The sequence below is a fragment of the Vibrio brasiliensis LMG 20546 genome, from assembly GCF_000189255.1.
In the GTDB taxonomy this organism is placed as follows: domain Bacteria; phylum Pseudomonadota; class Gammaproteobacteria; order Enterobacterales; family Vibrionaceae; genus Vibrio; species Vibrio brasiliensis.
Window position 1 is genome coordinate 1 of the sequence record NZ_AEVS01000038.1, and the last position, 14,344, is coordinate 14,344.

A 14,344-nucleotide genomic window follows, 5' to 3' on the forward strand; every position below is an offset into this window, starting at 1 on the left:
TTCGGGTTGGGAATTCAAGGGCAGGCGAGAGGCGAGAGGCGAGAGGCGAGAGGCGAGAGGCGAGAGGCGAGAGGCGAGAGGCGAGAGGCGAGAGGCGAGAGGCGAGAGGCGAGAGGCGAGAGGCGAGAGGCGAGAGGCGAGAGGCGAGAGGCGAGAGGCGAGAATATTATCTCTTCGCTGGGACAACTCCTGTCAACACCTTTAACACTAAAGGTTCTATCAACTCACTACCCGCCCCCAACATCTCGAAGGACGAAGTCCGACCCAGCTTTCCAGTAGCGAAGCGTTCTAGTTATCCAAAAGGCATAGCCCGTTCTGTTTACGTAGCATAAAAAAACGAACCCAGTGGGTTCGTTCTTTAATCTCTACTGCGTTTCTTTCCAAATCGCACAAGGCTCAATTTTGGCGCGTTGCAGTTTATGCTTATCACGTTCAGCATCACGCTTGAATTTATAAGGGCCTAGTACCACTCGGTACCAGCTGCTGCCTTCTTTCTTGCGGATCTTACTATTGATGCCCTGGAAAGCGATATCAAGCTTACGTGCTTCTGCCTGCTTGGCGGTCTTATAAGCGCCACACTGCATGATGTATGGAATTTCCGATACCACCTGCTCTTTGGCCTTAACCTCCACTTCCCGGCTCGGCAGGGAATCCACGTAGTCCCACTTCTCCTCTGGTGGAGGCGGAAGTTTCGCTTGTGTCGTCGGTTTTGGTTTTGGCTTAGCTTTCTCAACGACAGGCGGTGGTGGCTCAGGATCGTTACTAAGGGTATACAGACCATAACCAAATCCGCCCACCAGCAATATCGCTAGCAGACCACTGCGCCAAGGTTTACGACGTGGGGCAGATTTCTTCTGTGTCGGCTTACGGCCATTACCGCCGCGGCCTCTTTTAACGTAATCTCGATTCGCCACTACTTAACATCAATATTATTAATTACCACTGCTGATATGTTAATGCAGATTGCCACTTGATGACAGAGTATAAATGGAAGCGGCACATCAAAATGTGCCGCTGAAAGGTATGATTTACAGTACTCGCGGAGGCGCAGCACTTTCACGAACAACCAATTTCGTCTCGAGTAAACGAGACCCTGCTCTTACGTCATGGCCACGCAACAACTCAAGCATCATTAGCATCGCTTGACGACCAATCTCATAGCGAGGCTGTGAAATGGTAGTTAGCGGTGGATCGCAGTACTGGGCAAAGTGGATATCATCGAAGCCCACTACAGACAGGTCTTGTGGGACACGAATACCAAGCTTCTTAGCTTCTTGAATAGCACCAATCGCCATCGCATCATTATGACAGAACACTGCCGTTGGTGGCTCAGACAACGCAAGCAACTGACGAATTGCCTTAGCGCCATCCTCAAATGAGAAGTCGCCAAATGTGCAGTAACTAGGGTTCATCGTGATACCTGCTCGACGAAGCGCCTGCTGATACCCCTGGTGACGGAACTGACATAGTACTGCCGACTGTGGACCTGAGATTTGCGCTACACGCTTATGCCCCATTTGAGTGAGGTAATTCACAGCTTCAAATGCGGAAGTCAGGTTGTCGATATGTACGGTAGGGAGTTCAAGTTCTGGTGCAAACTCACACGCCATAACCATAGGCGGCAAGTTTTTCTGTTCAGGCTTACTCACATCGAAAGGAAGATCAGTACCAAGCAATAACATGCCATCAGCTTGTTTGGTAAACACCAGGTTCACAAATGAACTTTCGCGTTTCTTCTGCTGACCACTATCACCGAGTAGAACGATATATCCATGCTCCATTGCCGCATCTTCGATACCTCGAATGATTTCGGTGTAGTAAGGGTCACAAATATCAGGAATGATCGCGATGATTGTTTTTGATTCATTACGACGCAAATTACGCGCCAGCGAGTTTGGTGAATAACCAGCTTCTAGTACAGCATCCTCGACTCTCTTCCGTGTCGCTGATGATACTTTCTCCGGATTCATCAGCGCTCTTGATACAGTCGCTGTTGATACTCCCGCAAGCTGGGCAACATCCTTCATTGTCGCCATATAAAATTAACCCTCTTCGTTTCCTTAAACGGTAGCGCGATTGCCACCTAAGCTTCTAGTTGAAATATATCTCACCGTCCAAACGGCCAAGATGGTGTCGATTCGTAGGCTAAATACCTATCTTCTCATTAATTTGCCTCAAGCAATCGTTTAACTCGCAAATTATGATTCGAGAGCAACACATTGCACAAGACCTAGTTTATTCATTTCAAAACACAAAGTTACGGGAGATTTAACAAAATGGGCAGTCAGGGCGAGATTTTGATCACAAATAAATGAAAAAGGTGTGAATATTAGCTTTCTCAATAACTAACAATTTCAATCATCAGTCTAAAACACCTTATTCGTGCAACAAAAATGCTACCTGTTTAGCTAAGATCTTGTGGCTCGATATCAAGGCTCCAACGCACTTTCTTGGCAGCCGGTAGCAACTGAATGGCAGGTTTAGCACTGGCCAATAGCTTCTGCATTACAGGGCGACTCTGCGTCTGAAGCAACAGTTGCCAGCGATACTTCCCAGCCCTCTTTGCCAATGGCGCAGGAGTGGGACCCAACACCAGACAAAACTCATCGAATAGAGGGTGTGCCTCTAATGTATGCCGTACCTGACGCAGAAACTCTTCAACAACCTCAGACTGGTTAGCTTCAGCTCGGAACAGAGTTAAGAAGGAGTACGGCGGTAACTGAGCCAGTTTGCGCTCTTGCAACGCAGTGTCAGCAAAGTGACGATAGCTTTTCGTCAGTAGTGCCTGCAACAAGCTGTGCTCGGGATGGTGAGTTTGCAATACCACTTCGCCCGGCTTACTTGCACGACCAGCACGACCAGCCACCTGAATAAAGAGCTGTGCCAAACGTTCAGAAGCACGAAAGTCACTAGAGTATAGTGAGCCATCTACATCGAGCAGAGCCACCAGGGTTACATCAGGGAAGTGGTGACCTTTTGCCAGCATCTGAGTGCCAATCAAGATCTGATATTCACCATTCCGAATGGCTCCTAACGCATTCTCAAGACTGCCTTTTCTTCGTGTACTGTCCCGGTCGATACGAATGGTTTTATATTCCGGAAACAGCTCAGCGAGCTGCTTTTCAAGTTGTTCAGTACCTACACCTACCGTCACCAGATGCGTTGAGCCACACCCCTGACATTGATGAATAATCGGCTGTTGAGAACCACAGTGGTGGCAACGTATTTCATTGCTATATTGATGGTAAGTGTAATAAGCGTCACAGCGCTTACATTCAGCGATCCAACCACACTCATGACACATCAAAGCAGGTGAGAATCCACGTCGATTGAGAAACAGCATAACTTGGTTACCCTGTTTAAGGTGCTTACGCATCTCTGCAATCAATGGGGCTGATAAGCCACTCTCCAGGTATAAGCCTTTGACATCGAGGACCTTATTGGTCGTCGGTGTAGCGCTACCAGCACGAGAAGAGAGAATAAGATGGTGATACTTACCCGCTAATGCGTTGTGCAACGTTTCCAGAGCAGGTGTCGCCGAGCCAAGTACGATAGGTATCTGCTCTTTATTAGCTCGCATCACTGCGACATCACGAGCATGGTAACGCAGACTATCTTGCTGCTTATATGAGGCATCATGTTCTTCATCGACGATGATGATGCCTAGATTCGCAAATGGGGTTAATAATGCAGAACGTGTACCTATGACTATTCCGGCCGCATTATCACGTGCACTAAGCCAGGCATTGAGTCGCTCTGTATCATTGAGTCCAGAGTGAATCACTTCTACAGGAACGTTAAAACGCTTCCTAAAGCGGTTGATGGTCTGGGGAGTCAGACCGATTTCAGGTACCAATACCAGTGCCTGTCGCCCCTTTTCTAATACTGGCTTAATCAGATTAAGATAGACTTCTGTTTTACCAGAGCCAGTCACCCCTTCAAGCAGGTAACAACCAAACCCTTCGCCACTATTCACTGTCGCGATGGCAATCGCCTGCTCCGAGTTGAGTTTAGGCTTGTCGACATTCGCTTCAACATCATGGCGCCAGTCGCGGATAACAGGTTTATTCTCTATTGATTCAATCCAACCTTTTTCAGCCAGATTTTTCAGAACAGACGAAGAAACTTCTTCGTCAACAAACCTCTGATGCGCGACGGCTCCATGCTCCAGCATACGCATCACTTTGGCTTGCTTGACCGCTCGACCGAATCCTTGCATAAGCTGGTCGCGACCTTTAGAGGTAAGCTGCCACTCTACCAGAGTCGCAAAATCCGCCTCTTTGCCTTTGCGTAACGCACTTGGCATCGCATTAAGTAAGGTGTCACCAAGTGGGTACTGATAAAACTGGCTGCACCAAAGTAATAGTGAGTAGAGCTGTTGTGGCCAAACTGGCTGACTATCGAGCACCTGTTTAATCGGTTTTAACTTGTCGAAGCCAAACTCCGACTCATTGACCAACGCCGTAACAATCCCAACCAATGTCTGACGTCCAAAAGGCACAGAAACACGTCCACCAATAATCGGAAACATGTGGTTAGGGATCTGATAATCAAACTGTTTATCAAGTGGAACAGGCAGGGCCACACGGGCAATCGTTGGTCGCATATAGGCTTTAGAGCTCAGTGATAGATAACATTGATTAGTCTAAGGGAAAAGAGATTGGGTTGAAAGAGAGCCAAGTCAGCCCTGCCCACTATAATCCGGCTAAAAAAGTAGCAAATTTCTTCTTAATCGGCTTGATCCTAACCGACGTATTCATTACTATATCGCGCCTTAGAGATATGGCTTGCTCTTTTGCAGCGGTATCCTAAATACTTTTTATTAACTACGTGTGGTGTCCGGCTTAGAATCGGATAGCGACACGGCCTATATTCAGAGGTTCTCCCATGAAAACTGGTATCCACCCAGAATACAAAGCAATCAAAGCGACTTGTTCTTGTGGTAACTCTTTCGAGTTCAACTCAACTCTAGACAAAGATTCTATCCACCTAGACGTATGTGACAAATGTCACCCATTCTACACTGGTAAGCAACGTATCGTTGATACAGGCGGCCGTGTTGATCGCTTCAACAAGCGTTTCGGTGCTCTATCAAGCAAGAAGTAATCACTTCCTTGTGACCGAATTAGAAAAAGGACGCTCAGGCGTCCTTTTTTGTTATCTGCTATTCGTCGCTAAGCCAATTTTCAGATTAATCTATTACATTTAGTCAGATTCGCTAGCCATATCTCTATTCATCTGGTCTTATCTCCAGTCAATTACTACTTTTTCTTGCTTTAGCTCGCATTCTCACCTAGGCAGCTTGACTTAGTTACTCTAGAATGGATTCCCCCTTTCCATATAATTATTAACGAGTACCTACACCTATGTCAGACGACAATCGCGAAGAACTATCCCCTGAAGAACAATTTCGCCAACAAGCATTGGATTACCACGCATCCCCTACCCCAGGGAAAATTGAAATTGCACTTACAAAGCCAGCAGAAACAGCTAAAGACTTAGCTCTGGCATACAGCCCGGGTGTGGCTGAGCCAGTACGCGAAATCGCACAAAATGCAGATAACGTTTATAAGTACACTTCTAAAGGCAACATGGTCGCTGTTATTTCAAACGGCACCGCGATTCTTGGTCTTGGTAACTTAGGTCCTCTTGCGTCTAAACCTGTAATGGAAGGTAAATCTCTTCTATTCAAACGCTTTGCAGGCTTAGACTCCATCGATATCGAAGTTAAACACCGCACTATCGAAGAGTTTGTTGATACTGTTGCGAACATCGCTGATACCTTCGGTGGTATCAACCTTGAAGATATTAAAGCACCAGACTGTTTTGAGATTGAAAAGCAGCTTATTGAACGTTGTGATGTTCCTGTGTTCCACGATGACCAGCACGGTACTGCGATTGTTACTGCTGCAGGTATGCTTAACGCTATCGAACTACAAGGTAAGAAACTGGAAGACGCGACTATCGTCTGTCTGGGTGCAGGCGCAGCGGCAGTAGCATGTATGGAGCTATTGATTAAGTGTGGCGCTATGCGTGAAAAGATCTACATGCTAGACCGCAAAGGTGTAATCCACACTCGTCGTGATGACCTGAACGAATACAAACAGCTATTTGCTAACAACACTGACAAGCGCACACTTGAAGATGTTATTGAAGGTGCCGATCTGTTCCTGGGTGTATCAGGTCCAAACCTACTTTCTCCAGAAGCTCTTGCGCTGATGGCAGATAAGCCAGTGGTATTTGCATGTTCTAACCCAGATCCAGAGATCAAACCTGAACTTGCTCACGATGTACGTCAGGATCTAATCATGGGTACAGGCCGTAGTGACTACCCTAACCAGGTTAACAACGTACTTTGTTTCCCATTCATTTTCCGCGGTGCACTAGATGTTCGTGCAAGTGAGATCAATGATGAAATGAAGCTAGCTGCCGTAGATGCAATCCGCCAGCTTGCTAAAGAAGAAGTGCCAGCAGAAGTTCTTTCAGCGGCAGGTGTTGACGCGCTTTCTTTCGGTCCGGGTTACATCATTCCTAAGCCAATGGATCCACGTCTTCTTCCACGAGTTGCTAAAGCTGTTGCACAAGCAGCAGTCGATTCTGGTGTTGCTCGCATCGAGATGCCAGAAAACTACATGGCATAATCAAGCAATATTGCTGAAGCCATAAACACAAAAAACCGCTGCATTAGTCAGCGGTTTTTTATTTGGTTCATGATGTTATCGGCTTTCTAGCGAAAAATTGAGGTGCTACGATTTTTTATTATTCTTCATCAAACGCTTCGAACTCAATTCCCATCTCTGTCATCAGTTTTTTCACTTCTGCAGGAATATCGTCTGGACGATCTTTACGTAAATCTTCATCCGTCGGCAACGGTTGACCTGTATATGCATGCAAAAATGCTTCACACAATAGCTCACTATTTGTTGCGTGGCGTAGGTTGTTAATCTGACGACGCGTACGCTCATCAGTTAAAACCTTCAATACTTTCAATGGAATAGAAACTGTAATCTTCTTTACTTGTTCGCTTTTCTTTCCATGCTCAGCGTATGGGCTAATGTATTCGCCATTCCAATCTGCCATTGCGCACCTTTTATCAATTTTTATGTTTGAAAATAGAATCCCCAATTTTAGCGGTATTTATAGCCACAAGCAAAGACATATAGACGTCTAGAAGTGTTGACGTCCCAATAAATGACAAGTAAAGTGATTTGAAGAGAGGATTGGAATAGTCACTATACGACTAAAACAATGTATAGGCTATTCCAAAGCAGAAGTCATTTAAGGTCGAAAGGAAACACTTATGAGCACCCGCAAACCAGCCACAATCGCGGTACGTACTGGTATCGAGTCAGACACACAACATCACGCAGTTGTTCCACCAATTTACCTTTCGACCAACTACGGTTTTCCAGCGTTTGGAGAAGTGCCTAAATACGACTATACACGATCAGGTAACCCAAACCGTGGCCTGCTAGAAACCGCTCTGTACGAACTTGAGTCGGGCAAAGGTGCAGTGGTCACCAACTGTGGTACATCGGCACTTAACCTGTGGGTTTCTGCTTTCTTAAGCCCGGGTGACATCATCATCGCACCTCATGACTGCTACGGCGGTACTTATCGCTTATTTAATACTCGAGCTAATAAAGGTGACTTCAAGGTACTGTTTGTCGACCAGTCTGATGAAAAAGCCTTTGCTGAAGCATTAGCACAAAAGCCAAAACTGATTCTGCTGGAAACCCCTTCAAACCCTCTGGTTCGAGTCGTCGATATTGCTGATGTGTGTCAAAAGGCAAAGCAAGTTGGTGCTCTTGTTGCTGTCGACAACACTTTCCTGACTCCTGTGTTCCAAAAGCCTCTTGAGCTTGGCGCTGACTTTGTCATTCACTCAACAACCAAGTACATCAATGGTCACTCAGATGTCATTGGTGGCGTGGTGATCACTAAACAAGAGGAACATGCTGAAGAGCTGGCTTGGTGGGGCAACTGTATCGGCGCAACGGGCACTCCTTTCGATAGCTACATGACCTTACGCGGTATTCGTACCTTAGGTGCACGAATGAAAGTGCATGAAGAGAGCTCAAACAAAATCCTAACTTATCTACAAACTCAGCAGTTTGTCGGTAAGATTTATCACCCTAGTCTGCCAGAGCACCCTGGGCATGAGATTGCCAAGAAACAGCAAACAGGCTTTGGTTCAATGCTCAGCTTTGAATTCGCAGGTAGCTTCGACCAATTGAAGTTCTTTGTCGGTGAACTTGAACTGTTCTCACTCGCAGAATCACTGGGCGGTGTGGAAAGCCTGATTTGCCACCCTGCCTCTATGACACACAGAGCGATGGGTGAAGAAGCATTAGCGGAAGCGGGCGTATCTCAGCAACTTCTGCGTCTCTCTGTTGGCCTTGAAGATGCCGATGACCTAATTGCCGATCTACAGCAAGCATTTACAAAAACTGCGGAGGCTTTGTAATGTCACAAGAACGCCAGTTACATAAGTTTGGTGGCAGCAGTTTAGCTGACCCCGAATGTTATCGTCGCGTGGTAGGTATCCTCAAAGAGTACTCCAAACCTGATGACCTTATTGTCGTTTCTGCCGCAGGAAAAACCACTAACCGTTTGATCGCTTTTCTCGAAGGATTAGCCACCGACGGACGCATTGCCCATGAGGAGCTGCACACATTAAGACAGTTTCAAACTGAGTTAGTCGAAGAACTGATTAATGGCGAAGCTAAACAACAGTTACTGGCTACGCTAAGTGATGAGTTCAGCACTTTGGGTGAGCTCACTTCCCCACTAAATGAAGCAGAAAAAGCGGCCGTATTGGGTCACGGTGAAGTCTGGTCATCTCGTCTGCTTGCTGCATTACTTAATCAGACTGACTTACCGGCAGTCGCACAAGATGCGCGTGCGTTCCTACGTGCAGAAGCAGGCACTCAGCCAGAGGTAGATTTTGGTTCCTCTTACCCGCTAATCAAAGAAGTCCTCGTCCAACATGCTCATCACCGTATCGTGATTACTGGATTTATGGCTCAGGATAGCCAGGGGCATACTGTTCTGCTTGGTCGAAACGGTTCTGACTACTCAGCGACCGTAATTGGGGCATTGGCGGAAGCCAGCCGCGTAACCATCTGGAGTGATGTAGCAGGTGTTTACAGTGCTGACCCTAGATTAGTGAGTGACGCCTGTTTATTACCGCTGCTCCGTTTAGATGAAGCGAGCGAGTTGGCTCGTCTGGCGGCTCCTGTTCTTCATAGCAGAACCCTGCAACCCGTCGCTCAAAGCGCGATGGACTTGCACCTTCGTTGCAGCTATCAGCCAGAATCTGGTTCGACACGTATTGAGCGAGTACTAGCATCAGGACGAGGCGCAAAAATTATCTCGTCTCTCGATGAAGTGTTACTGATCGAGCTGTATTTTAGCTCAGGTCATGATTTCCAACGAATTGAAAACGAGGTGCTGGCGAGCCTGAAACGAGCTCAGCTAGAGCCACTTACATACGAAGTTCAACCAGATCAACACTCAATCCGCCTTGCTTACACCAGCGAAATTGTTGGCGGTGCTCTGGAACATCTTCAGGATGCGGCAATCGAAGCTGAAATAAAGCTTAAAGAGGGTTACTCGATGGTTGCGGCTGTTGGTGCTGGCGTAACCAAGAATGCGAACCACTGTTATGGCTTCTACCAGCAGCTAAAAAACTCTCCGGTCGAGTTTATATCTGAATCTCAATCAGGTTTAAGTCTGGTTGCCGTGCTACGCAAAGCCAACACTAAGGTGCTGGTTAAATCTATCCATAGCCAACTGTTCCAGGCGCAAAAACGAGTCGCCATTGCATTATGTGGTAAAGGAAATATCGGTTCCAGCTGGCTTGAGCTGTTTGCTGAACAGAAAGTGGAGTTAGAGAAACGCCACGGTATGAATTTCGAACTGGTCGCTGTTATCGATAGCCAAACCTACTGGTTCAACCAAGATGGAATAGATGCGACTCAGGTGACGAGTCACTTCGATGAAGAAGCGGTAAGCCATGAAGGAAGTGACTGGATTAAGATTCTTGGTTCAATCCAGGGTTACGATGACTTAGTGGTATTGGATGTAACGGCGAGCCAGACTCTGGCAGAACGCTATTTAGAAATAGCAGAACAAGGGATGCACCTGATTTCTGCCAACAAAGTAGCCGGTTCAGCATCGAGTGATTACTACCATCAAGTGCAAGATGCCTTCGCCAAGATCAACCGTCATTGGCTGTACAATGCGACCGTGGGCGCAGGTCTGCCTATCAACCATACTGTTCGCGATTTACGTGAAAGTGGTGACGATATTATTGCTCTGTCGGGCATTTTCTCTGGGACACTTTCATGGTTGTTCCAACAATATGACGGTAGTGTACCTTTTGCTGAGCTAGTTGATCTGGCATGGCAGCAAGGCCTGACTGAGCCAGATCCACGTCATGATCTCGATGGCTCAGATGTAATGCGTAAGTTGGTGATCTTAGCGCGAGAGTCAGGACTGGAAATTGAACCTGAAGCGGTCAAAGTAGAAAGCCTGGTACCGCAAGAATTGTCGCAGCTGTCTATTGATGAGTTCTTTGATAGCAGCCAACTACTTAGCGAACTGCTCGCAGAACGCCTGGAAAAGGCTCAGAGAGAAGATAAAGTGCTACGTTATGTGGCACGTCTCGAAAAGAACGGCACGGCTTCTGTAGGCGTCGAGGCGCTGAATAAAGAGCATGCTTTGGCTAACCTACTTCCTTGCGACAACATCTTCGCTATAGAGAGTAAGTGGTACAAAGACAACCCGTTAGTTATTCGCGGACCAGGGGCTGGCCGGGAAGTCACTGCCGGAGCTATTCAGTCAGATCTGAACCTGCTATCAAGTCTACTCTAAACCTTCGGGCGCTGAATCATACAGCGCCCTTTCTTTTTCAGCGCTTCCAGCCCAAAAGGACAAGTTGCAAATTAACTTGAAACCACCTAATAATGAACTTGAGAAAAATTCATAATCACACAGTTGACATTAAATCGTATTCAATTCATTCTGTAGACATATAGACGTCTAAACGTCGATTTCAAGTTTATGAGTTTTTTGGCATGGATGGCCACTGGGAGAGAGTAAGATGGGATACACACACGCAAGTCATATCGACGCCTTAAATCAGAATGTTGCTGAGCTATCTGACAACATCAATGTTTCATTTGAATTCTTCCCGCCAAGTAATGAGAAGATGGAAGAGACTCTGTGGAATTCTGTTCATCGCCTTAAAAACCTTAAACCTAAATTTGTCTCTGTTACTTACGGTGCGAACTCAGGTGAGCGTGATAGAACTCACTCGATTATTAAAGAGATCAAAGCTGAAACAGGTCTGGTTGCAGCTCCGCACCTAACTTGTATCGATGCATCCCGAGAAGAACTGATCCAGATCGCAGACGACTATTGGGCTAACGGCATCCAAAATATCGTTGCTCTACGTGGTGATATTCCACCGGGCGGCGGTAAACCAGAAATGTACGCATCAGACTTAGTTGAACTACTGAAAGCTCGTCATGATTTTGATATCTCTGTTGCTGCTTTTCCAGAAGTACACCCTGAAGCTAAAAGTGCTCAAGCAGATCTACTCAACCTGAAACGCAAAGTAGACGCAGGTGCAAACCGTGCAATCACTCAGTTCTTCTTTGATGTAGAGAGCTACCTACGTTTCCGTGACCGTTGTGTGGCGGCAGGTATCGATGTAGAGATTGTGCCGGGCATTCTACCTGTATCAAACTTCAAACAAGCTTCCCGCTTTGCAGCTCAGAACGCAGTGAAAGTTCCTGGTTGGATGGCTAAGCAGTTTGAAGGACTAGATGACGATCCGACAACTCGCCAGCTTGTTGGTGCAAGCCACGCGATCGATATGGTAAGAATTCTGAGCCGTGAAGGTGTAAAAGATTTCCACTTCTACACTCTGAACCGTGCCGAAATGACTTACGCACTATGCCATACATTAGGCGTACGCCCTCAAGGCTAATAAACAAGATTGAAATAAAAATGGCCGGTGACATCATCGGCCATTTTTATTTGTCTAAGCCAAAAACAACAAAGGCTGAACATTGAGTTCAGCCTTTGGTGCACAGTCTTAGGGAAGCCCCTATTACTCTACTTCGTCCATTTTACCAAGTAGGTTACGAATACGCTCTTGCCATGCAGTGTGCTCTTGTTGCATCTGCTGTGCTTGTTGCTCTAACGCTTCACGGCTGTTACGTAATTCGCTTGCTTCTGTAGCTAGCTTTTCTTTTTCTTCTTTTAGTTCTTCTACTTCCATTTGCAGAAGGGCAATAGTATCAACTGCAGTTTGGATTTTAGCTTCTAGTTGTTCTAGTACTTCAAAAGACATCTTGGCCTACCTATATGTTATTCCGAGAAAGGTTTTGGTCAGCGATGATCCAAACCCGTTTTGTTCCATTCTACTCAGCCGAGCGCTGATAGACACGCCCTATATTGGATATTTTTCATCATTCGCTTAAAAAAACAGCGTAAATTGACAATAGCTTTACATCTGAGTCTCAAGCGCCTAATTGCACTCTATTTAAGCGACTAAATTGATCCTCTTCAACTCCCTATTAAGTAAAAAGGCAAACGTTTCCTTCTTGATATGGTAAAATCCTGCCGTTTTTGTTTTTCCCATTTTCCTTTACTTTGGAGTCATCATGAAACGCGATTTAGCAATGGCATTTTCTCGAGTTACCGAGGGTGCAGCACTAGCAGGCTATAAATGGCTTGGCCGTGGCGATAAGAATGCAGCCGACGGCGCCGCTGTGGAAGTAATGCGCAGCTTACTCAACAAAACCGAGATCAGTGGCGAAATCGTTATTGGTGAAGGCGAGATCGACGATGCTCCTATGCTATATATTGGCGAAAACGTTGGTATTGGTGGTGACGAGGTAGACATCGCAGTAGACCCTATCGAGGGCACGCGTATGACCGCAATGGGCCAGTCTAACGCTCTGGCTGTTCTTGCTGCAGGCGAAAAAGGCAGCTTCTTAAAAGCACCAGATATGTACATGGAAAAACTCGTTGTTGGCCCTGGTGCGAAAGGCTGCATTGACCTACACAAACCGCTAAAAGAAAACCTAGAGAACATTGCTCAGGCACTAGGTAAAAGCTTAGACACCCTAGTCGTAATTACTCTGGCTAAGCCACGCCATGATGAAGTAATCGCTGAAATGCAGGCTATGGGCGTACGTGTATTTGCAGTGCCAGATGGCGATGTAGCTGCATCTATCCTGACTTGTATGCCTGATAGTGAAGTAGACGTCATGTACTGTATTGGTGGTGCGCCTGAAGGCGTAGTGTCTGCTGCAGTTATCCGTGCTCTAGACGGCGACATGCACGGTCGACTATTACCTCGTCATGAAGTGAAAGGTGATACAGAAGAAAACCGCATTTATGGCGCTGCTGAACTTAAGCGCTGTGAAGAGATGGGCGTAAAAGCAAATGTCGTACTAACGATGGAAGATATGGCTCGCAGTGATAACGTTGTATTCTCTGCGACAGGTATTACTAAAGGTGATCTATTAGAAGGGATCACTCGTCAGGGTAATATCGCAACAACAGAAACCTTACTGATTCGTGGCCGTTGCCGTACGATCCGTCGCATCAAATCAATTCACTACCTAGAGCGTAAAGATCCAGAAGTAAGAGACTTTATCCTTTAAGCGAGAAGCGAGAAGCGAGAAGCGAGAAAATTTTGTAAGGGTTGGCAGTACACGCCAACTCTTTTCTTTTAAATTCAGACTATTTGGCTAAAAGATTAGCCCGCACTGCCTGCCACTTTCGACTCCTCATCACAAGCTTATCTCGAAGGACGAAGTCCGCTCTAAACTCTCGCAGGGCGAAGCCCGATCTCGGAGCGAAGCGTTCTAAAATGCAAAAAGCCCGTTGCGTTAGCAACGGGCTTCTAAAACGACGAAAGCCTAGTCGTAAGACTAGGCTTTCTGAATAAATGGCGGACGGCGGGGACGCCTAGTCTGGGGTTGCAGGCAACCGGGACTCGTTGGTCGAAGACCACAATAACCTGATAGAAACGAAAAGACCTCAGCATTTCTGCTGAGGTCTGGAATAAGTGGCGGAGCGGACGGGACTCGAACCCGCGACCCCCGGCGTGACAGGCCGGTATTCTAACCAACTGAACTACCGCTCCGCACTGGTTAGACATTAAAGTCTAAATTTAAAGCCTGGCGATGTCCTACTCTCACATGGGGAAGCCCCACACTACCATCGGCGCTAATTCGTTTCACTTCTGAGTTCGGCATGGAATCAGGTGGGTCCAAATCGCTATGGTCGCCAAGCAAATTCTTTAATCTGGAAAGCTGCT

The 14,344-nt window shown here is 46.6% G+C and carries 11 protein-coding genes, 1 tRNA gene and 1 rRNA gene; 6 read left to right on the forward strand and 7 right to left on the reverse strand.

Annotated elements, in window-relative coordinates; translation table 11 throughout:
• Positions 1-365 precede the first annotated feature (365 nt).
• The 3 genes from ftsN to priA form a co-directional block, all read right to left on the reverse strand.
• A complete protein-coding gene (gene ftsN / locus RH46_RS06320; protein WP_006878558.1) occupies positions 366-914 on the reverse strand; it encodes a cell division protein FtsN in 549 nt (182 codons plus the stop codon).
• A gap of 114 nt (positions 915-1,028) precedes the next feature.
• Positions 1,029-2,036, reverse strand: a complete 1,008-nt coding sequence (gene cytR, locus RH46_RS06325; protein ID WP_006878559.1) for a DNA-binding transcriptional regulator CytR — start codon at positions 2,034-2,036, stop codon at positions 1,029-1,031.
• A 368-nt stretch (positions 2,037-2,404) separates the two neighbouring features.
• Entirely contained in the window at positions 2,405-4,606 is a 2,202-nt protein-coding gene (gene priA, locus RH46_RS06330; RefSeq protein ID WP_006878560.1) for a primosomal protein N', read from the reverse strand.
• Between the two features lie 281 nt (positions 4,607-4,887).
• Between priA and rpmE the strand changes: the two genes are divergently transcribed.
• Positions 4,888-5,106, forward strand: a complete 219-nt coding sequence (rpmE, locus tag RH46_RS06335) for a 50S ribosomal protein L31 (protein WP_006878562.1) — start codon at positions 4,888-4,890, stop codon at positions 5,104-5,106.
• A gap of 260 nt (positions 5,107-5,366) precedes the next feature.
• Positions 5,367-6,641: a malic enzyme-like NAD(P)-binding protein gene (locus RH46_RS06340; RefSeq protein WP_006878563.1), complete on the forward strand. Its 1,275-nt coding sequence runs from the start codon at positions 5,367-5,369 to the stop codon at positions 6,639-6,641.
• A 118-nt stretch (positions 6,642-6,759) separates the two neighbouring features.
• Here RH46_RS06340 and metJ read toward each other — a convergent pair whose 3' ends face one another.
• Positions 6,760-7,080, reverse strand: a complete 321-nt coding sequence (metJ, locus tag RH46_RS06345) for a met regulon transcriptional regulator MetJ (protein WP_004415993.1) — start codon at positions 7,078-7,080, stop codon at positions 6,760-6,762.
• Between the two features lie 220 nt (positions 7,081-7,300).
• Between metJ and RH46_RS06350 the strand changes: the two genes are divergently transcribed.
• From RH46_RS06350 to metF, 3 genes are all read left to right on the forward strand, one after another.
• A complete protein-coding gene (locus RH46_RS06350) occupies positions 7,301-8,467 on the forward strand; it encodes an O-succinylhomoserine (thiol)-lyase (RefSeq protein WP_006878564.1) in 1,167 nt (388 codons plus the stop codon).
• Positions 8,467-10,878: a bifunctional aspartate kinase/homoserine dehydrogenase II gene (locus RH46_RS06355; RefSeq protein WP_006878565.1), complete on the forward strand. Its 2,412-nt coding sequence runs from the start codon at positions 8,467-8,469 to the stop codon at positions 10,876-10,878. Before RH46_RS06350 ends, RH46_RS06355 begins: the two co-directional genes overlap by 1 nt.
• A 229-nt stretch (positions 10,879-11,107) precedes the next feature.
• Complete coding sequence (metF, locus tag RH46_RS06360) at positions 11,108-11,998, forward strand: methylenetetrahydrofolate reductase (protein WP_006878566.1); 891 nt, start codon at positions 11,108-11,110, stop codon at positions 11,996-11,998.
• 123 nt (positions 11,999-12,121) lie between these two features.
• Here metF and zapB read toward each other — a convergent pair whose 3' ends face one another.
• Positions 12,122-12,364: a cell division protein ZapB gene (zapB, locus tag RH46_RS06365; protein WP_006878567.1), complete on the reverse strand. Its 243-nt coding sequence runs from the start codon at positions 12,362-12,364 to the stop codon at positions 12,122-12,124.
• A gap of 313 nt (positions 12,365-12,677) precedes the next feature.
• On the opposite strand from zapB, the gene glpX reads away from it, so the two are divergent.
• On the forward strand, positions 12,678-13,685 hold the full coding sequence (gene glpX / locus RH46_RS06370; protein ID WP_006878568.1) for a class II fructose-bisphosphatase: 1,008 nt from the start codon (positions 12,678-12,680) through the stop codon (positions 13,683-13,685).
• 408 nt (positions 13,686-14,093) lie between these two features.
• On the opposite strand, the gene RH46_RS06375 is transcribed toward glpX, so the two are convergent.
• Positions 14,094-14,170: transfer RNA gene (locus RH46_RS06375), tRNA-Asp, on the reverse strand.
• A 32-nt stretch (positions 14,171-14,202) separates the two neighbouring features.
• A 5S ribosomal RNA gene (gene rrf, locus RH46_RS06380) occupies positions 14,203-14,318 on the reverse strand.
• Between the last annotated feature and the right edge of the window lie 26 nt (positions 14,319-14,344).

Bases quoted from the DNA above. Each gene is read 5' to 3' on its own strand.
- cytR (WP_006878559.1), bottom strand. From the start codon at position 2,036: ATGGCGACAATGAAGGATGTTGCCCAGCTTGCGGGAGTATCAACAGCG.
- priA (WP_006878560.1), bottom strand. From the start codon at position 4,606: ATGCGACCAACGATTGCCCGTGTGGCCCTGCCTGTTCCACTTGATAAA.
- rpmE (WP_006878562.1), top strand. From the start codon at position 4,888: ATGAAAACTGGTATCCACCCAGAATACAAAGCAATCAAAGCGACTTGT.
- RH46_RS06340 (WP_006878563.1), top strand. From the start codon at position 5,367: ATGTCAGACGACAATCGCGAAGAACTATCCCCTGAAGAACAATTTCGC.
- metJ (WP_004415993.1), bottom strand. From the start codon at position 7,080: ATGGCAGATTGGAATGGCGAATACATTAGCCCATACGCTGAGCATGGA.
- RH46_RS06350 (WP_006878564.1), top strand. From the start codon at position 7,301: ATGAGCACCCGCAAACCAGCCACAATCGCGGTACGTACTGGTATCGAG.
- RH46_RS06355 (WP_006878565.1), top strand. From the start codon at position 8,467: ATGTCACAAGAACGCCAGTTACATAAGTTTGGTGGCAGCAGTTTAGCT.
- metF (WP_006878566.1), top strand. From the start codon at position 11,108: ATGGGATACACACACGCAAGTCATATCGACGCCTTAAATCAGAATGTT.
- zapB (WP_006878567.1), bottom strand. From the start codon at position 12,364: ATGTCTTTTGAAGTACTAGAACAACTAGAAGCTAAAATCCAAACTGCA.
- glpX (WP_006878568.1), top strand. From the start codon at position 12,678: ATGAAACGCGATTTAGCAATGGCATTTTCTCGAGTTACCGAGGGTGCA.